Annotated in this window: 9 protein-coding genes, 1 tRNA gene and 2 pseudogenes; 7 read left to right on the top strand and 5 right to left on the bottom strand. The window is 30.3% G+C overall.

Annotated features, from left to right (window positions below; translation table 11 throughout):
- The first annotated feature begins 1,429 nt into the window (after window positions 1-1,429).
- Window positions 1,430-1,783 carry an STAS domain-containing protein gene (locus tag ETSB_RS01655; protein WP_044107546.1) on the top strand — a complete coding sequence of 118 codons (354 nt, stop codon included), beginning with the start codon at window positions 1,430-1,432 and terminating at the stop codon, window positions 1,781-1,783.
- An 88-nt stretch (window positions 1,784-1,871) separates the two neighbouring features.
- A pseudogene (locus ETSB_RS10190) lies at window positions 1,872-3,529 on the top strand (radical SAM protein); the annotation flags it as partial.
- 2 nt (window positions 3,530-3,531) lie between these two features.
- Here the strand turns inward: ETSB_RS10190 and ETSB_RS01645 are convergent.
- The 3 genes and pseudogenes from ETSB_RS01645 to rpmI all read right to left on the bottom strand — a co-directional run.
- Window positions 3,532-3,999: pseudogene (locus ETSB_RS01645) on the bottom strand (four-carbon acid sugar kinase family protein); the annotation flags it as partial.
- A gap of 151 nt (window positions 4,000-4,150) precedes the next feature.
- Window positions 4,151-4,504 carry a 50S ribosomal protein L20 gene (gene rplT / locus ETSB_RS01640; RefSeq protein WP_044105910.1) on the bottom strand — a complete coding sequence of 118 codons (354 nt, stop codon included), beginning with the start codon at window positions 4,502-4,504 and terminating at the stop codon, window positions 4,151-4,153.
- A gap of 76 nt (window positions 4,505-4,580) precedes the next feature.
- A complete protein-coding gene (rpmI, locus tag ETSB_RS01635; RefSeq protein ID WP_044105909.1) occupies window positions 4,581-4,784 on the bottom strand; it encodes a 50S ribosomal protein L35 in 204 nt (67 codons plus the stop codon).
- A gap of 1,148 nt (window positions 4,785-5,932) precedes the next feature.
- Between rpmI and leuS the strand changes: the two genes are divergently transcribed.
- The 4 genes from leuS to ETSB_RS01615 all read left to right on the top strand — a co-directional run bounded on the left by leuS (window position 5,933) and on the right by ETSB_RS01615 (window position 12,482).
- Complete coding sequence (gene leuS, locus ETSB_RS01630; protein ID WP_044105908.1) at window positions 5,933-8,497, top strand: leucine--tRNA ligase; 2,565 nt, start codon at window positions 5,933-5,935, stop codon at window positions 8,495-8,497.
- Between the two features lie 1,899 nt (window positions 8,498-10,396).
- Window positions 10,397-10,469 (top strand) — tRNA-Ala (locus tag ETSB_RS01620).
- Window positions 10,470-11,232: 763 nt separating this feature from the next.
- Window positions 11,233-11,421 carry a hypothetical protein gene (locus ETSB_RS09535; RefSeq protein ID WP_145972223.1) on the top strand — a complete coding sequence of 63 codons (189 nt, stop codon included), beginning with the start codon at window positions 11,233-11,235 and terminating at the stop codon, window positions 11,419-11,421.
- Window positions 11,422-11,453: 32 nt separating this feature from the next.
- The gene (locus ETSB_RS01615; RefSeq protein ID WP_044105906.1) at window positions 11,454-12,482 is read left to right on the top strand and encodes an AI-2E family transporter; all 1,029 of its coding nucleotides are present in this window, start codon (window positions 11,454-11,456) and stop codon (window positions 12,480-12,482) included.
- Between the two features lie 2,515 nt (window positions 12,483-14,997).
- Here ETSB_RS01615 and ETSB_RS01610 read toward each other — a convergent pair.
- Window positions 14,998-15,465: a hypothetical protein gene (locus ETSB_RS01610; RefSeq protein WP_044105904.1), complete on the bottom strand. Its 468-nt coding sequence runs from the start codon at window positions 15,463-15,465 to the stop codon at window positions 14,998-15,000.
- 529 nt (window positions 15,466-15,994) lie between these two features.
- On the opposite strand from ETSB_RS01610, the gene ald reads away from it, so the two are divergent.
- On the top strand, window positions 15,995-17,080 hold the full coding sequence (gene ald, locus ETSB_RS01605) for an alanine dehydrogenase (RefSeq protein WP_044105903.1): 1,086 nt from the start codon (window positions 15,995-15,997) through the stop codon (window positions 17,078-17,080).
- Window positions 17,081-18,907: 1,827 nt separating this feature from the next.
- On the opposite strand, the gene ETSB_RS01600 is transcribed toward ald, so the two are convergent.
- The gene (locus tag ETSB_RS01600; RefSeq protein ID WP_044105902.1) at window positions 18,908-20,194 is read right to left on the bottom strand and encodes a TldD/PmbA family protein; all 1,287 of its coding nucleotides are present in this window, start codon (window positions 20,192-20,194) and stop codon (window positions 18,908-18,910) included.
- Window positions 20,195-20,749: the final 555 nt, after the last annotated feature.

Genomic DNA, 20,749 nt, shown 5'->3' with positions numbered 1-20,749 from the left:
AAATATTAATATAAATATTAATATTTAAGATAAAATTAATGACACGAGGGAACAATAAAGAGAAACAATACTTAATAATTTAAATTATAAATTATTAATAAAAAAAATCAGATACAAAAACAGTTGGTAATCAATAAAATTGCTTTTCTCAAAAGGTAAGAAAATTATTAGTATTCTAATGAATAAGATTGCTATATTCTTATTAGTAATTTTTTTTAAAATATCCCTGTATCTTTAGTAAAATATTCATTAATTAAGTTCAAGCATTTTTTATTTATTATTAAAATTTAATTTTATAATATTTATTGCATTAGTAGGTTTAAAATTTATAGAGTTTGAGTTTGGCAATCATAAATTTGAATGGTATAAAACCCAGTAAAACTAAGTGAATTTACTAATGCTAAGGAATGACTTTTTTCTAAGTTTATAGTTTCTCCATCTTTGACAAGTATACTTTTGGTTGATGGACAAATTCTTTGAGAGATTTGATCGCTGCTTAAGAACTAACAACAGTAATTTTTATGGTTGACTCTAAGATTTCTCTGACTAACCCACTAGGATAAGGCTTTGTATGGTTGGACAAGCAATAGTAGTCAAAGCAATCTCCGTTAACGTATCGAGTAAAAGTTGACTGAATCTAGTGTGGTATGTATCGACTAACACAAGTCTATTTCCTTAAATAATATCAAGAATTATAAGTTGTTTTGTAGTCCAAATTATATATTAAAATGATCGCGATACCAGTCAAGAAAACGAATAGCTATGGTATCCACAGCAATATTTGCCGTTATCAACAGTTTCCCTATAGATTTTAGTTACCATTGTCATCACATTATGAAGTCTAAATTAACAATGAAGAGGTTTGTACAACTTTATATAACCTTAATTTTCGTTTTTGTTCATTTCTCAATGAAAATTTGAATTTTATTAGAAATTAGGTTAAGGCAATGTAAAATTTATCGAGTTGTCATCTCTTGATAATGACGAACAAGGCGCAAGATACAGAGCAGGTATATCATAAATAGCTCGTTGTTTCGGACTTATACTGAGGTCATCGACTAGTCTAAGTGGTTCAGATTTAACTAACCTTAGTAGAATTCTTAACTTTTTGTCTATAGAATTTTAACTGTGTACTAGTTTAAGATTCCAAATCGGGAGTTTGACTCAAAACAATTCGAAAAATCTATGTCTACTGAAAAGTAACTAAAGCTAACTAGAATTTGGTTAAAATTTCCAATGTCAAGGAAACTAATTTTCTCCTTAACCAGGAATAACCAAACCATAACACTAGACATTGATGTTAGCTAACTCTCTAAAGTTAAGTTACAGCTACTTAGCTGATTTCGATTAACTATTTTTCCAAGATAACTGGTTATAATTTGAGTACACATTAATCACGGAAACTGCTTTAAACAGAGGATACATGGCAATGATGAGGAGTAATTTTATTGATCACGAACTAGCTATCCTTGAGCCCAGTGGCTACATTACAGCTGCCAATGCAGCTAGTTTTCAACAGGAACTAACTCAAGCGATAATTTCTTCCAAGCATTCTACCTTTTTGATCGATATGCACAGTGTGGGGTTTCTTGACAGTGCAGGATTAATGGCATTAGTGTATGTCTATTCTTTAGCTGAAAGTTTGGGCAAGCGGTTCAGTGTATGTTCTTTAGAACCCTCGGTGCGTATAGTCTTTGAGCTAACCCAGTTAGATAAAGCCCTAGAAATTTTTGAGAATCGTCGTCAGTTTGAATTGTTAATGCCCAACACTATAGCCGCCTAAACTTGTATCTCATCTCCCAAAACTTCCGGTATACATTTAGAAAAGCTACAGGGTTTTATCCTGAAGTCTAAGTTCCGGAGGTTTTATTATGACAGTTGCAACAGAAAAACTGATTACCCTTGAGATCAACAAACCTGCCCGTTACTTAGGCAATGAATTGATACCTAAGCATAAACCTTGGAATAAGAAGGATCTGTATTGGGTTCTTACCTATCTAGAAATTTGAAAACTTGGAGCTTCTAGTTGAGGTCATATTATCCTCTACAATATCCTAAAGGTTCAACCCAGACAACTATGCGACCGCGCTTACCTCCCCGCTCCAGATTTAGCCACTAGACTACGAGACACCAAAACTCCTCTATTTACCCTGGAATCTCGTCGTTCCCTCACTGAGTTTGATGTCTTGGGCTTTAACCTCAGCTATGAGCTAGGGGTAACTAATGTTCTAGAAATGCTTAATTTAGCTCAAATTCCTCTAATCTGGCAAGAACGCAACCAGGGAGGTTATCTTTTGGTTTTTGCAGGAGGATAAACTGTAACCTCTAACCCAAAACCTTTTACCAACTTTTTCGATTTTATCGCTTTAGGAGATGGGGAAGAATTACTTCCAGAAATTGGCTTAGTGATCGAAGAGGGCAAAACTAACAACTTGAGTAAAGAAGACTTACTCTTAATATTTAGCCCAAATTCCAGGAGTTTACGTCCCTCGTTTCTATGATCTCCCTGCTGAAGATAGTTCAGTCGTTTCTAACCGTCCCGAAGTCCCTATAAAAATTATACGAAGAGTAGAGACCTCTCTTCCTGCTTACTCAATTGGGTTAATCCCCTTCATAGAAACCATACATAATCGCCGCCTAATATTAGTAAGTATGTCGAGGATGCACCCGTGGCTGTCGTTTCTGCAAACTAGTAATGTTGACCCGTCCAGCACGAGTGTAGAACCTGAACAAATCATTAATAGCCTTGAAGAAGGGATTCGTCAGACAGTCCATAACGAATTTTCCCTACTTTCGTTAAGCTGTTCCGACTACCTTTCTCTCCAATAAGTAGGATTAAAAATAAAAACCCGTCTTAAAGAGAAAAATATTTCCTTGTCCTTACCTAGTCAACGGGTTGATTGTTTTGACAAAAATATCGTCGAGATCATTGTAGGAATTTCATTATTCAGGGTTACCTTTGCCTTCAAGCCAGGAAACCAAAGGCTGCGGGATGTGATTAATAAAGGGTGAACCGACGAAGGAAAAACTACTTAGGGGTATCAAAACTGCTGTTGAGCAAGGATGGGATCAAATTAAGCTCTATTTTATGATTGGCTTGCCAGAGGAAATGGAGCTTGATATGCTTGACATTGTAGAAACTGTGTGCTGATTAAAACGAGAATGTCGTCTCAAGGGTAAAGGGTCACTCTAACTTACCTTAATAATTTCTAACTTGACTCTTAAACCCCCCACCCCCTTTCAATTTAGGTATCTACCGGTGAATTTCTTCGTAAACAGGAATTATTAAGAGAAGTGTTCCATAAAGTTCGAGGAGTTAAAGTTAATTGCACTGATATTCGTATCTCTGCTATAGAGGATGTTGTTGGACGAAGTGATAGCCGTTTGTCCTCTGTGGTACGTCGTGCTTGGGCATTGGGGGTAAGAATGAACTATTGGTGGGAAAATAAATCTAGATAAAGCCCATTCTACGGAACAAGGCATCGACGAAGCAGAGTTAACGTGGAAATACTGTCAGGTTAAGAATGGAGGATAGTCAGGAAGATAACTGTGGTGATAGCCAAAAACATAATCTTTTGCAAATTATCTACACATGAACAGGGATAGAGACGCCGTTCATGTGTAGATAATGAATACTATCACGGGTTACTCTTTCCCCTTCAAAAAAAGCAGTAACCAGAAAATGAGCATCAAATCCACCTAATTTCTGGGTAATGACATCGATTTCGATGGGATAATGTCCCCGTAGTGTCGAATTAAATCTACTAACCACTAGGAAATCTTCAACTTCTTCTGCTTCAACAGCTAATTATTGTGACAAACTTTTTTTGTAAGAGTAGCAGCATCTTCTGGAGTTAATGCTTTCGTATTGGTGAGAACAAAGAAAAGGGGAACTTTATCTGTTAAACCCAACCGCAGGGTATCGATATCAGGATGCATCAGCAGCAAACAATTATGCACTGTTTGAGAACCTGTGGGGTCATGATCAAGGACAATAATTTTTGGGGTTTACTCATAGTTATCCTACATACCACCTTTGTTATTGTCCAATAAAAGTTTTACTTCTAATGTCTGACCTTATTGATTGACTGATGAATTGCAGCGAAGTTTTCTCAATTAACTGAATTCTCCGCTGTTGACTCGACTGTAATCATTTAGCTGTTTTGGCCATTTCAACTACTTTTTCAAACGCTTGGGGATCTGTGATTGCTAATTGTGCTAACATCTTACGGTTAAGTTCAATATTGGCTTTTTTTAGTTGTCCAGTAAGTTGACTATAACTTACCCCGTGCATCCGTGCCGCAGCATTAATCCGAGTGATCCACAGACGCCGAAAGTCCCGTTTCCGTTTCCGGCGATCACGGTAAGCATTCCGCAAAGCCTTCATTACCTGTTGATTTGCAATACGGAATAGATTAGAGTGAGATCCTCTAAACCCTTTGGCTAATTTGAGAATTTTCTTACGGCGCTTGCGAGCAACATTGCCCCGTTTTACCCTTGTCATAAATAACTCTCTACTTGATTTTTTAAACGTTTGTCGTGTGAGTTAGGTTTCAGTGATTATATTCTTACATCTTTCCCTAAATATAAGGGAGCATCAGACGTACATTTGGTTCATCCTGTTCGCTGACTAAAGACAGTTGGGATAGGCGACGATACTTGCGCTCCGAACTTTTATGTTGTAATAGGTGATTTTTAAAAGCTTTGCGACGAAAAATCTTTTTACCACTTCCAGTTGGACGAAAACGCTTAGCCGCAGCTTTGCGAGTTTTTAGTTTAGGCATGAACTTAGAATAAATTCAGAACAACTCCTCACTCTACCATAGTTTCATAGAATTGTACAAGAATGAGTTGAGTTATAATGTTGTATAAATCAGAGAATTAAGACTAATTCGAAAATAATGGAAAATTATGAAAACCTGGCTCAGGATAACAAGCAGAGTCTTAGGTTAAGAATTGTTGATACTTACAGAAATAAAGTTACAAGTAGATATCTTATAGTTTATTTATATATAAACATCATTTTTCTAGTTTCTAATTATTCTCGGCCAATCATGAATCTGGACAAGTATTAAGTTAAATTTAAAAACTTTAAAATTGGGATAAACAACTATAATATTCTCGTTTTTTACTGATATATTTTAGTTTATAACTATTATCTAATTTAGACAGTAATATTTATCAAACCATTTATTTCAATATCTGTTCAGGTTTAATCTGTTCTTAGCTTTTAACTTTTATTCATATGTTGAGCATACCGTAAATATAATATTTTTGTTTCAATTCTTATTCTAACAAAAATATTATATTTACGTGATTTTAAAAATATAAATTATGATTAAGATATAAAAAGAATAATGCCTATTTTAAAGATACATAAAAACTAAACTAAGCCACAAATAATCATTTTTTATCTTTAAAGTTTAATACACTTAGTTATCCAATTTTACTAATTTCATTATCTTAACCTTTAAATTTTAGAGTAACATAATGAAAAATAATTATGGTATCACTTTCCCACCTTGTAAATTCCTCCAAATAAATAAAATAAGAATGTATTACATTGGAAATTAACTTATGTCTGATAATGATTTCAAAAAATAATTGAGCATAGTGTTCGCACCATTAAAGCATTAATCAATGATTTTGTTTTATTTAAACAAAAATAGTATGAAGACAGAACGGAATCGCAAATAGACAGAATAGATTATATAAACTGTTAGGATGATTAACCTGTTCAATGTCTTAACTATTAAGAAATACAATTAGATTTTTATTGACATTGCGATCAAATAGATGAACAAACATCTGGAATAACAGGAATTCTTACTTGCTTATCCTATCCCGACAACAACGGATAAAAATTTCTGAACTTCCTCCGACAATCATGGATAATTGATTATGGGAAAATGTTAACGGTGGAGGAACATTCGTGGAGTCTCAATATAAGGCTACAACAATCGAACAAAAATGGCAACAATACTGGGTTGAAAGGGATTTAAACAAAACCCCAGAAAATAGCAATAAACCCAAATTTTATGCATTATCTATGTTTCCTTACCCTTCGGGAAACCTACACATGGGTCATGTTCGCAACTATGTTATAACTGATGTTATTGCCCGTCTCAAGCGATTGCAAGGATATCGTGTCTTACACCCGATGGGGTGGGATGCATTTGGACTTCCAGCTGAAAATGCAGCCATTGATCACGGTATTTCCCCTGCAGAATGGACATACAAAAACATTGCCCAAATGAAGCAACAATTGCAAACTTTGGGACTATCTATCGACTGGAATATGGAGCTAGTCACTTGTTCTTCTGAGTATTATAAATGGACACAATGGCTGTTTTTGCAATTTTATCAAGTGGGGTTAGCTTATCAGAAGGAGGCGACGGTTAATTGGGACCCCATCGATCAAACCGTGTTAGCGAATGAACAGGTAGATATTGAAGGTTGTTCCTGGCGGTCAGGTGCTAAAGTAGAACGAAGACAATTGCGTCAGTGGTTCTTTAAAATTACTAATTATGCGGAACAATTATTAAACGATCTCGACAAACTCTCTGGATGGCCTGAGCGCGTTAAATTGATGCAAGAAAACTGGATTGGCAAGTCTGTGGGGGCATATTTAGAATTTCCTGTTAAAGGAAGTCAAGAGAAGATAGCTGTCTTTACAACTCGTCCTGATACTGTCTATGGTGTAACCTACTTGGTTTTAGCCCCAGAACATCCTTTAACTCCTAAAGTTACCACAAAAGAACAGAAAATAGCAGTAGACTTATTCACGAAGATAGTCGCTAACGAAAGTGAAATAGAACGAACTACAAAGTACAAACTAAAACGTGGGGTTTTAACCGGAGGAATTGCTATAAACCCTTTTAATAGTCAGGAAATACCCATTTTAATTGCAGATTATGTACTCTATGAATATGGTACAGGTGCGGTAATTGGAGTTCCTGCACATGACATCCGTGACTTTGAGTTTGCAACCCAGAAGAAGTTACCTATTAAAGTTGTTATTATTCCCGAAAACTCAAAGGATACTAACCCTATCTTAATAGAAGCATATACAGAACCTGGAATTGTAGTTAATTCGGGTAAATTCAATAAAATGAAGTCTATAGAAGCTAAAACAGCAATTATTAAATATGCAGAAGAAGAAGGCTATGGCAAAGCCCAAGTACAGTATCGTTTGCGGGATTGGTTGATTTCTCGTCAGCGTTATTGGGGATGTCCTATTCCTGTTATTCATTGTCCCAGTTGCGGTGTAGTTGCGGTTCCTGATGAAGATCTACCAGTAAAATTGCCAGAAAATATCAAATTTACAGGACGAGGTACATCTACTCTGGCCAATTTAGAAAGTTGGATCAATGTTGCTTGTCCCAATTGTGGAGAAGCGGCAAAGCGGGAAACCGATACCATGGACACTTTTATTGACTCTTCTTGGTACTATTTGCGCTACACCGATGTAAACAATAAAGAGGAAGTTTTTAACCTAAAGAAAGCTAATGATTGGATGGCTATTGATCAATATGTAGGAGGTATTGAACATGCTATTTTACATCTCTTATATTCTCGTTTCTTTACTAAAGTTTTGCGAGATAGAGGGTTAATTAATGTAGATGAACCTTTTAACCGTCTTTTAACTCAAGGAATGGTACAAGCAATAACTTATAAAAATCCTAAAACAGGTAAATATATTCCCTCAGATCAAGTAAACCCTGAATATCCTAAAGACCCTAGTACAGGAGATAAATTAGAAGTATTTTATGAAAAAATGTCAAAGTCTAAATATAATGGGGTTAATCCAGAAAAAGTGATCGAAAAATATGGAATAGATACAGCGCGAATGTTTATTCTATTTAAAGCGCCCCCAGAAAAAGATTTAGAATGGAATGATGCAGATGTTGAAGGACAATTTCGGTTTTTAAATCGAGTTTGGCGGTTAGTTGCTAACTATGTAAATAATCGATCTAAAGCACTCAAAAAAACTAATAAACTAAATAAAGTTGAAAAGGACTTACGACGGACAATCCATACGGCAATTAAAGAAATATCCGAAGACTTAAAAGGAGACTATCAATTTAATACTGCTGTGTCAGAACTAATGAAGTTAAGTAATTCACTTAATGAAAGCAAATGTTTAGATTCTGAAGTATATCAAGAAGGAATAGAAACCTTATTGCTTTTACTTGCACCGTTTGCTCCCCATATTGCTGAGGAATTATGGCATAATTTAGGTCATGAAAACTCTATTCATTTAGCAAGTTGGCCAAAACTTGATTCTGATGCTTTAATTGTAGATGAAATTACCCTCGTTATTCAAGTCATGGGTAAAACAAGGGGAACTATTCAAGTACCAGCAACTGCAACCAAAGATGAGTTAAAAAATTTGGCTTATCATTCAAAAATTGCACAACACTATTTAGACGGAAAAAAAATAAAAAAAATTATTGTTGTTCCCCACAAATTGGTTAATTTTGTGGTTGTCAATTAACATTAAAAGGCGGGCAATTATTGTCTGCCTTATTAATAAGAAAAATAAAATAGTATAAATTTTAATAGTAAAAAAATATATATTGATAGCTTTTATACCTGCCATTTTGCATAAGTTAATTTAAATTACTTGTTAGTAACAATAATAGTAATTAAGACAAGGTTTTAAAAGTAAATTAATTCGTTGCTATATCTATTTAAATTTATAAACAATGAAGATAAAATTAATTATAATCAATCTAATTGAATTAGTATTTTTAATATTTGTCATGAATATTGATCCAGTATATAAAATTATAGGTATGTCAAATAAACAGCTATTCAACAATAATTATTAAATATTTTTTAGCTTAAAGATTAAATATCAAAATAAGTAGTAACATTACATTATGTTACTACTAGGTTTTTAATTTTAGAGATAAAAGTAAAAAATAGGGCTAGTTATTATAATAACAAAAACAAACTATTGAATGATGATTATTTAAAATTTCTATATTTTACTATATTTTCCGAGCTAAAAAGTCGAGCTTTAAATTATTGAATAAACATACAATAATAGATTGGTAAATATCAGTAAATATAACTTATATAAATAATTTTTATTTACATAATATGGGAACCTGATTTAAATACTAAAAAATAATTTTTATAAAAGTAAAGACTCAAAAAATCATAATTTACATAAATAGTATCGATAGTATAGAAGAAAAAATTTATAAAATTTAACTTTAGCGATGTTTGCTGTTAAATCAATAATTTAAGTTTTATTAATTAATAAAACTTAAATTATTGATTTAAACCGTATATAAAATAAGTAAAGACAATAACTATCCATAGTTTGGATTCTACTTATACTTCTTCCTCATTTTTGTCGAAGATAAATATAAATAAACTAAATTTTTCTTATAAAATAATTGATTGGGTAGAATTAAGTTGTTAGATCGTGGATCTATGGAATTTATATAACGACAAAAAACTAAGTAATTTAATTGGAATAAAAATCATTGTGTTAATCTAATTTACACTAATCTTTAGTAGACTAAGATAAGGTGGTAAGTAACAAATAACCAACTAACATCAGTAAATTATACAATAATTACGGCAATTACATCCCCTGAAATTAAGATTTACAAAATAAAATATACCTAAACAATATAATTATTGTTTAGGTATATTTTATTTATTTTGTTTTAAAAACAGCATCTATTAATCTATTTTTTAATTTTTTTATTTAGAAAATATATTAACGATTATGGTTGCTTTTTTTTTATTTTTAGGGTTTTTTAAAAAAAAATTCAGATTTTTGGATTAATTAGCTTAACTTTTTTATTGGATTTAAAACCTTTAACTAATTTATTAGCTATAATCAATTTGTTTTATATTATTTAATAATATTAAAATTCAATAATTACTTTTTTTTCTAAAAAAAATTAGGAATGTTGACATCGTACTATGGAGAGTCTAAGTCAATCTATCAAAACTGCTTAATGGATAAATTATAAATCAATTTACCGGTTCAAGATTTAACTAAATAACTAAACTATATGAATAGTAGTATTTCTTCCATTACTATTCAAAAATAACGTTTACAAAAGGAAAATACGATACTGATCAACTGTATATTTTGTTGTATTTTTTTAATTTTACAAATTAGTTCTTGATATAGTTCTCTGGCTTGATAAGTTTGTAATTGTCTGCCCATAATCACCACAGAGACCTGCTTAAAAATATAGTTGGTATGTTGTTCAATCCTTGTTGAGATTTGAGTCACCTTAGCAAGGAAACAGTAAATTTTCCAGAGACGGAAAGCAACATAAAAATCAAGAATTGTTAGCAGAAAATTACAGAATATAACAAATACGAGCATTCAATGTTATGATTATAGGTTATAAAACCTTATGGGGAATTAGCTCAGTTGGTAGAGTGCTGCGATCGCACCGCAGAGGTCAGGGGTTCGACTCCCCTATTCTCCATTCTAAACAACAGTTATCAATAATTGAAACTAACCTTGTCATAGCATCCAGTATCTCATTGTAGGGGTTAGATTAAATTTCTAAACCTCTAATCTACAATTTCCAATTTATTGAAGAGTCACTTTTGTAAATCTTTATATTATCTCCCATAAAAAACGAGATTGGGACAACTCAAAATAGATATTTTTATTAGTGATTATGAAAAGTATTAAGCTTTATACTCATCAATAGTAAACTTACATTTACACCCTCCATTATAAACGCTAATTAAATCCAGCTAATAAATATAAGTATCGAATTTTAATCTTACTCCTAAGTGATCTAATACCTCCAGTGGTAGTTTAGTTAATTACTCATTATTGAGATCAATTTTATTCTTACATTCTATCTGCGTTACTTTGTTATACTTAACTAATAATGTTTAGTTTATTTTACGTGTTTGTAACTATTGCTTTATTTTTTTATGGAGAATTTTATCAACTTATACCTATTGTCGGGTTACAGCTGTTAGCAATGTTTATAATTAATGAAATTTTCTCCAGGGATAACAAAATATTCTATCTTTATCTTTACTTTTAAGTATCGAATATTTTAAGAATGCTGCTCATTTAGATCTTGACTATATTGATGATTAGTCATTAAACTTATACTTATATATTTCAGTAAAAATTATTAGTATCCTTTGATTTGAGACAAGAGACTATTAAAGAAAAAAATAATAGAGATTGGATTTTAGTAAAATTTAACTAATGTAGACAAAAATATGGACATCATTGATCATCAAATTAGCTTTATAGTAAAAGTTTTGGAACTTTGTATTGTTCTTTTGATTGTCATTAAATATAGAGAAGAACACGTGGCGATTACCTCCACTTTATTCAGTGCAATTATGGTAATTGTCATTCTTCCTCTGTTGATGATTTATGCTCTAGTATTGAGACTAAGAAATTAACTTTCAATCGATCCTTATAAGGATTCAATCAGATGAATTTTTCTCAATGGCTTGGATTTATAGTTATAGCTGTTAGTCTTCATATTTTATGGCAAATACGCCAACTGTTGTCGTTGTTTTTAGCAGCTGTTGTGATTGCTAATGGATTGAACCATTTAGTTAAATGGTTTCAAGACAAAGGCATCAGAAGAAGCTATGGAGTGTTCCTTTCTACTGGGATATTACTAGCTACTATAGCTGGTTTTTTTTGGGTGATTGTTCCTCCTTTTACTAATCAATTTCCAGAGTTAATTAAATTAGTTTCTCAAGGTATTGAACAATTAATTATAAGCCTCAGAAAATTTATTTCTAAACTTGATCCAGAATGGATTATTGATTTTCCTAATACACAAGAATTAACTCAACAATTGCGACCTTTAGTTAATCAAATTGCTGGACAAGGCTTATCTGTATTTTACAATACTCTTGCTATTCCCCTAAGTTTACTTTTATTGTTAGCACTAACCCTGATGTTATTGACTAATCCTAAACCTTACCGTCAGGGATTTATTCGGTTGTTTCCATCATTTTATAGAAAGAAAATTGACAATATTTTATGTCAATGCGATGAAGCATTACAAGGATGGTTGATTTGTGTTCTATTTGATATTTTAGTAATCGCCTTATTAAGTTTTCTGGGATTATTAATATTAGGAATTCCCTTAGCATTATCTCAAGCTATGTTGGCCGGAAGTCTTGCTTTTATCCCTAATATAGGATTCGTATTAAGTGTTGTTCCTCCTGTGGCTATTGCTCTTTTAGAAAGTCCCTGGAAATCGATTATTGTTATTATTTTGTATATTTCAATACACCAAATACAAATTCATTTTTTAGACTCCTTAGTTATACGTAAAAAAACATCTTTGCTCCCAGCATTTATTCTATTATCTCAACTATTTTTTACAATTATTTTTGGTATCTTAGGATTTTTTCTTGCTTTGCCTCTAGCAGTAGTTAGTAAAGTTTGGCTTAAGGAAATATTAGTGGCAGATATTTTAGATCTCTGGCAAGACAAACCATAACTAAGAGTATAGTTGAGTATTTATCAGTTACTTGTTCTTAAGTTATAAAATGGTTATACAGTTCAGTAAAATTTACTAATAAAACTTTGAAATAACGGGTTATTTATTCTTTAATTATGTATTTTTTTCTAGGTTTTTAATGAATTCATAAAACCAACTTTGGACTGTTAAAAATAACAGATGATACAACCAATAAAAATCCATTATAGTAGGAATTACTAGCCCTTGTTATTTCTATTAGTAAACTAAAGTGATTGTGTACAAATCTAGCTATAGCATTAACCATCTTACTTAGAGAGTATTTAAATTGACAAAATTTAGATAAAATAGCTGGTTATAGCTGGAATAAGGTAATAATTTAAAATTAAGACAATATACAAATCTTAACAGGCTTAAGTTAACTTTATCAGTAGTATGTATAACATAAAAAAATACTCATTTTTCTATAGTATACATACTATTTAAATACTTTTATTTTATTTATCAAATAATATTGATAATAGTTATATCGTCAATACTAGGACTGGAAATAAAGACGATAAACCTTAGTTATGTTGGTATTGTATAATTCAAAACTGCTTAACTAATTTTTTAAAATTAGAGATAAATTTATAAATCAAAATCAATTTTTAAAAAATTGAGGTAAATACATAATTTTTAAAGATAAATAAATAATTAAAGTTAATTATTTGTATTTTTAAATTACCACTTTATTTCTCTAATAGAACTAAATTCTTTACTTTAAAGCCAAGAAAGGTATACTGGTAAAGTAATTATTTGAAAGTAATTTTTTATAGGTAAAATTAAACTTGTATAATAAGTTAGTCTGTATTAAAATGGCTAAAAATATAAAAAAATCGAAAATTATAGTATATTTTTTTTTACCGTTCTGAAGTCAAAATTCAAGTTTATACTATCGTTGCTATCAATTTAGCTATTATTTTTACTTTTTATATCTCAGGTATTGGGTGAGTATTATCATACAACTTGTAACTGTAACTTTATTTAAATTATTAATATTTTTTTAAAATTGAAGCCTAAAATATTAAATTTTTTACAGAAAATAAATAGAAGCTAAAAATATCGTTAATATTATTTAAATAATAATATTAACGATATTAATTTAATAATTTAAATTATTAAATTATTACTATTTTAGTTAAAATCAATCACCAAAATACCCAATAAGCACTCAATTAGTATAAAAATACTTTCTGCTATTTTTGCCTATTCCATTAGACAAAAACTCCACCATTAGACTCAAAGAAATACTCTATTGTCATGTACCAGTAAGACTACAATAAGGAGTAAAAATGGTTGGATAATAGTCTACTAAAATAGTACTATTTCAGCAATTAACGCTAACTATCAAAGTGTAACAACGATCTATTTTATTAGACTTAAACTAAAATATATCAACAAAAAATTCCAGTTCAGCAATTTTTATACCCTAATTGTGGTCTGATTATTTCAGAGCAATTTTTTAAACTTTTTTAAAAAATTGAAAATCTAATCTAAATTGAGATTTTAGCTTTTCAAGCTAAGTTATTAGTCCTTTAAATAGAAAGAAAGTTTTCTCCATAGTCTAGATTTAGAAACGTTAGAAGCTGTTGGATTAGATAATTTATCTTACTTAAACCCAAAAGAACCTTTTTTGTCTATCCTAAGATTTAGCTAAGAACAGAAAATATTTATAATTATCTATTGGAGTAAAAATCAACCTCAATTTCTTTCAAAGTAGTGTAACAAGAAAAATTATTAGAAAATTATCATATCTCTTAATAAAAGTGCTTATAGTCCGTAATTTTATAGTCGCAGTAAAACTTAGTCTTAGTTTCAATAGCACTATTAAAATTGAAATTCAAAATAAATAATTACTTAAAAAATCTATATCTTCACTGTAATAATTACTTGTAATATATATTATAATATACTAATAATCAACGATTTAAATACAGAATAATTATTGTAATTATGGTTGTGATTTTACCCTTATTTTATACTATTAGTGGATAAATAATTTGTATCATACTTATTTTCAAATCTAATGAAATAATACTTATTTAAATAAAAAACTATACCCATTATGGATCTGGAAAGTATAAATTATTGATCGGAACCGATTTCTATACCTAATTTTCTTAATTATGAATTAGTTTAAATATTAACAATGGTCCATGATGAGATTAATCATCATAGCGAGTTAAGTATCCATAAAATGCTAAAAACTTAAATCGTGATTTTTCGTCTAGTTTAATTTTATTAAGTGTTATTTCTCCTGGTTTTTACAAGACTTAGAAATCTAGATAATTGACGTCTTTCTGGACTATCTGTCATAAGATTATAGTAAAATAATCCGAAAATTTTACTTTGCAATATTTCTAATACTACATAAATTTAAGTTTTACAAAAACTAAGTTTATGTAGTTACAGAATACCGTTCAGAATAAGGGGTTAGAATTTGTCAGCTATTAATTTAGTATTGTCAGTCTAAAATATCTAGAATCAATAAAGTTTAATATAAATAAATTCCCCCATTTTCTTGTAAGTTAATGGCTCGATGTCCTAAAAAATTTGGAGTTTTTGTACTGATTGGGGCATTTTTAATAGTGACGATAATTGTATTATCTTTCTCTACTTTTACATTAAATCTAAGGGTTAAGAGATTGTCATAATCTATAGAAATGGTTGGATAAACAACAATATAAACGGAGTTACCAAAATTTTTTAAAGTTCCCCTTTCTCCAGCCTTAAGAGCTTGCGGATTAGTTGATTTTAGATCAGTTATATCATATTCCAATGGTATTTCTGTTTTGTTAATTAATAAAACTTCCACCGAACGTTTAACATCAAATCTATCCACAGGCTGCCAGTAGCCAGGCTGATAAGTTTCAGCCGGTAGATCCTGAGCTAGGATATGACGGGGAATAGTTATCGTAAATATTACTAATAAAGTTGCTATTTTTTGTAAATTGAGTTTCATAGAAAGAACAACTTGAATAAAAAAAATAACGGCTTTAGTTACAACACAAATTTTATATAATTTATGAAAAAATAATTTTTTCTTAATTTGTATTATTAATTTTATTATTTATTGAAAGGTAAATATAGAAAAAAATACATGATTTTTTTAACCATAACTAAAACACCTGATCAAAAAGCATAACAATATATGAAAGAATTTGTAAAAGTAATAGCGTAATATCTATGATTCAATAATCGAAGACTAAAAAATTATCAATAGATTTTTAGCAAATACTAAAAACATACCAGAATAAGCTATAAAATATGTTAAATTTTCTGACGATAAGACAGAATATTTAAAGTATCCTAAAATCAGCTTAGATGTTTCAATTTTTATGTGTACTCGATAGCTTTTGTCAAGGCTATCGAGTGCGATCTGATGACACCAGAGAACTTAGCCTCAGTAATGATTACTTCCATGAATGACCCCATCAGCTTTAATTCTCGTTACGTTATGATAAAGAACATTCATTAAAATAAGGACACAAATGGAGATAGGCGTTCCTAAGGAAATTAAAGACCAAGAATTTCGTGTCGGGTTGAGTCCTAGCAGTGTTAGGATATTGCATGATCGTGGTCATCTTGTCTTTGTCGAAACTAATGCAGGAATTGGTGCAGGATTTTCCGATATTGACTATCAAAAAGCAGGAGCAAATATCGTTCCTACCGCAATCAATGCTTGGGACAGAGAATTAGTGGTCAAGGTTAAAGAACCTCTACTTGACGAATATCCTTATTTAGACAAACCCCAGTTATTATTTACTTATCTTCACCTAGCGGCTAATCGTTATCTAACTGAAGCATTGATAAACTCAGGAATTACCGCTATCGCTTATGAAACTGTAGAATTACCTAATGGAAAACTTCCCCTATTAACCCCTATGAGTGTTATTGCTGGGAGGTTAGCGGTACAATTTGGGGCAAGATACCTAGAGAAAAAACAAGGGGGACGAGGAGTTCTGTTAGGCGGAATTCCTGGAGTGCGTTCAGGTCGTGTTACTATTCTAGGGGGTGGTATCGTCGGAACTGAAGCAGCTAAAATTGCTGTAGGAATGGGTGCACAAGTACAGATTCTGGATATTAATGTTGACCGATTATTTTACTTAGAAACTCTTTTCGGATCGAGGGTTGAATTACTTCACAGCAATACATATAACATTGAGTCGACTATTCCCAAAGCAGATTTATTAATCGGAGCAGTGTTACTTTTAGGAAAACGCGCTCCCATTTTAGTTTCACGAGGATTAGTAGGCAAAATGAATCCAGGTTCAGTCATTATTGATGTAGCGGTGGATCAGGGAGGTTGTATTGAAACTTCACGAACTACATCCCATACTAACCCGACCTACCTTGAAGAAGGAGTCATTCATTTTGGAGTTCCTAATATGCCAGGGGCAGTTCCTTGGACAGCTACTCAAGCCCTCAACCATAGTACCTTGCCATATGTGATGAAATTAGCTGATCATAGTTTAGATGTATTGGAGGAAGATGTTGCTTTAGGGAAAGGCTTAAATGTTAAAGAAAGTCGTGTAGTACATCCAGCTATTTTAGATGTTTTTCCTGATTTAAGGTAAATACTGAAAACAGTGTACTTTTATTAGTTTTCAAAACGTTTGAAAAAATAATTAAGTAAAAAATAGCTAAGATACCTATCAGGAGATAATTAGAAAGTTAACATCGTATTATCTGTCAGTTAACATTTATAATGTTTCAAGCAGTTTATTTAGTTTGTATTAGTCAGTAGACTCAAAATCTATATATTTTAGGTTTTGCTTGAATATGATGAATATCTGGTATCCAAAAATATACTAAATAAGGAAATATGATAATAAATAAAATTAATTTCAGTACTATGACTAATACTCAATCAAGAGAATATATTTTAGAAATTTATTGATATAATAAAAGTGTTTAGGAGTATTTAGATGAATTCAATAAATATTGAAAATCAATGATTATTAGTTTAAATTATTAAAATTTTTATGGCAAAATTTATACAGCAATTTGGTAAAGATTAGAAACATATAGAAATATTTAGCAGATTAATAATCCAGTTGGAAAGACAGAATATAATTTTTGACATTTGAGTATCAAAAATACAGGTATGCGTATAAGATTTTTAATGAACTAAACAGATTTATCAATTATATTTGGAGCCTTCTATCGAGCAATTAAAATCAAAGATTTAAACTTAAGAATTTTTTTAAAGGATACAGCACAAGCCAAGAACTATAAATTTTACTTTTTAATGATAATTGAGCATGAGATTTTCATAGTTATATCAAAATTGTTATGAAAAAATTTAACAAATAAATACCAGGTTGGATTATTGATCATAGGCTTATCAAAAGTCACTATTATTATATAGACAGTATTATCGCATGTTTTCTGTCTGAATCAAATTATGATAAACTCAATAACCAGACTTAATTTATACCTATGACATCAAATACTAAATTTAAGCTAATGAATAAGATTTGAAATTTAGAAGAACTCATTATTATCCATCATCAGATCTTATCGTTTAATTGATAAAAAAAAATAGACTTAACAACAACTTAATATCTATTATGGCTCGAAAACCTGCAAATGTTATCAAAATAATGAATTAACTATAAGATAATTTGCTTAGTCAAAAAAATATTTATTTTAATAGAGAATGTTGTTAAATGATACGTTATCAATTTTAAAGACATATACAGAAGAGTTCAGTTTTTAAAGTTTAAAAATAACATATCCTGAAAGATTTAAAATAAAGATTATTAAAAAATTCTTTAATAAGATAATTAATAATATAAATAAAGGAGATAAATAATACTCAAAGATTTAGTTCAAAGATTATAGACAGAGAATTTTATACATTGAAATAGTTGCTCATATATTCGCGTTTTCAATTATATTCATCAGAGTCTAGATCGTCTAGTATCACATATACATATACGTTTTATTCTTTATATTAAGAATATATTTGGCTAACTATTAGACTATACTAGAACCCATTTAAAGTAAAAAATATGACTTGTAAAAATTTTTTACAAGTCATATTTTTATTTAAAAAAATCAAACAACCTGACTACGATATAATTAATAATTTCTATATTATTTACAAAATCTAACTTTAAAAAAGTTACTATAGCTAATTACTATTTTATTTGATTTGTAATAATATACTTTTCTATGAGTTATTTATGTAGAGCCATATTTATTAGATATTTAAAATATAAAAATATGACTCTAATAAATTTTGCAATAGTAAGAATAAGCCAAACCTAAAGAAATTATTACTTGGTTAATTTATTGATAAAACGCAAACTTTTAGAGATACAATTAATTCAAAAATAAGGCTTTCAATAGCATTAATGATGTTACATGCTAGATTTAGCATAATTTTAAATATAAATTTATCCACCGATAACTGACAACCCCTCTACTAATAATGATGGAGTATAACAAAAACCACTCCATCGAGAATCATTCCCTAATCCTATCACCTGTTTTAGGGCAGTATAAATATTTCCAGCTACCATAGTATCCTTAACTCGACCCGTAATTTCTCCCTTTTCAACCCGATATCCTAGGTCAACATTAATAGAAAATTCTCCCGAGATATCTGCCCCACCTCCCAACATTTGATCCACAATTAAGGCATTATCTAACTGACTAATTAATTCTTCAAAAGACTGAGTTCCTGACTCAATGATCATATTCCCTAAACTAGGAGTTGGATAATGCCCTAACCCTGGTCGAAAGCCATTTCCTGTACTATTTTGACCCAACTCTCTAGCAATAGTATGGTCGCTATAAAATTGTTTTAACTGTCCTTGGGCAATTAAGGATAAAAATTGAGTAGGAGTTCCTTCATCATCAAAGGGGAAGGTATAAGGATCGCGCTTTGGATCTTGAAATAAGGTAATTTTTGGGGACATAACCACTTCGCCTAATTTTTTATTCCAAGGAGAAGAATTTTCTAGGACTCGCTTTCCATTGATTGCATCAGCAACTGTTTCCCACAATATAGTAACTGCATCAGGAGTAAACATAATGGGAATTTTTCCTGTGGGGGAACTTACATTTTTGTTGGCCCATTTTAACCTTTGTAAAATCCATTTAATGACTTTATCTGGATTCAGTTGATTTCTGGTTAATTCACCGTCATAAATGCCTAGAAAATTTTCTCCCCTTACCCATTCCAATCCTAAATAATAGCTGATAGATGTTTCTTGATATTGACAATGGAGTCCTTGAGAATTTATTAATAAAGTCTTATGTTGTTCACAACTGAATTCACCGTTACAAATAGCATCAGGGTAAGTATCCCGAAGTTGATTAATCGCGATTTTTCCCATTGAAATTAGGGTTTCAACCGGGATGGAAGATCCAATATTAGGATAAATAGCGATACGGGGTTCACTCAACTCAATAGTTTGAGGAGGATTTAATTGAGACAGAGCAATTGCTTTTTCTACTAATTCCTGAGAATCAATAGAACCGTAGGCCACTGCTAATCCTGGGCGTCCTTGTTTCCATAAACGTAGTGCAGTTCCTTCGGACTGTTTACTTTGCAGTTGTTTAAGACGGTTAGCTTCAAAAAAAACTGGATGAGATAAGGAACTTAACTGATAAACCTCTACTTCTGACACATCATATTTTAGGGCTAGATCAATGATGTTTTGAGGATGAATTGTCATAAGGTTAATAACCAAATACTTAAATTGCAATTTAACAATATAAACACTAATTTTTTATAAAAAAATTACTTGTTCTCAATGAAGTTCAGTTTCATCATATTTTCAGATTAATTTAAATGGTTTCAATTCATTATAAATGAAACATGGCATTTTAAATATTTTTTTATCTTAATCGTCGGAACTAATCTAGTTTGCTTTTTTAAATATAAATTTATGATATTTAAATCGTCGTAAACAAGCTCATAATTGCAATAGCTTTATTGATAAAATCATTGGAACTATATTTTTTCTCTTTTTAGTGGTTTATATAAAAGCGTAATTATTATTTTTTATTCTCGAAGTAATTTATTGTTAAAATCAATAGAAAAAACAATATAGTATGATTTAGCTTTTAATTGAAAATTTAAAATTTATAAGTAGTTAGACATAAGTAAATAGTATTATCTTAATGATTTAATTTTTTTAAAAAAAATTACCATAAATATATCCTTAAAAATATTAGTAAATTTAATCAAAAAATCTATCATTTAATCATATTGTTTACTGATTTAATCA

Source organism: cyanobacterium endosymbiont of Epithemia turgida isolate EtSB Lake Yunoko (genome assembly GCF_000829235.1).
Classification (GTDB): domain Bacteria; phylum Cyanobacteriota; class Cyanobacteriia; order Cyanobacteriales; family Microcystaceae; genus Rippkaea.
Note: the sequence above shows the minus strand (reverse complement) of the source record. Positions and strands in the feature narration are given on the sequence as shown.

Coding starts and splice junctions, on each gene's coding strand:
- ETSB_RS01655 (WP_044107546.1), top strand. CDS start 1,430: ATGATGAGGAGTAATTTTATTGATCACGAACTAGCTATCCTTGAGCCC.
- rplT (WP_044105910.1), bottom strand. CDS start 4,504: ATGACAAGGGTAAAACGGGGCAATGTTGCTCGCAAGCGCCGTAAGAAA.
- rpmI (WP_044105909.1), bottom strand. CDS start 4,784: ATGCCTAAACTAAAAACTCGCAAAGCTGCGGCTAAGCGTTTTCGTCCA.
- ETSB_RS09535 (WP_145972223.1), top strand. CDS start 11,233: ATGGACATCATTGATCATCAAATTAGCTTTATAGTAAAAGTTTTGGAA.
- ETSB_RS01615 (WP_044105906.1), top strand. CDS start 11,454: ATGAATTTTTCTCAATGGCTTGGATTTATAGTTATAGCTGTTAGTCTT.
- ETSB_RS01610 (WP_044105904.1), bottom strand. CDS start 15,465: ATGAAACTCAATTTACAAAAAATAGCAACTTTATTAGTAATATTTACG.
- ald (WP_044105903.1), top strand. CDS start 15,995: ATGGAGATAGGCGTTCCTAAGGAAATTAAAGACCAAGAATTTCGTGTC.
- ETSB_RS01600 (WP_044105902.1), bottom strand. CDS start 20,194: ATGACAATTCATCCTCAAAACATCATTGATCTAGCCCTAAAATATGAT.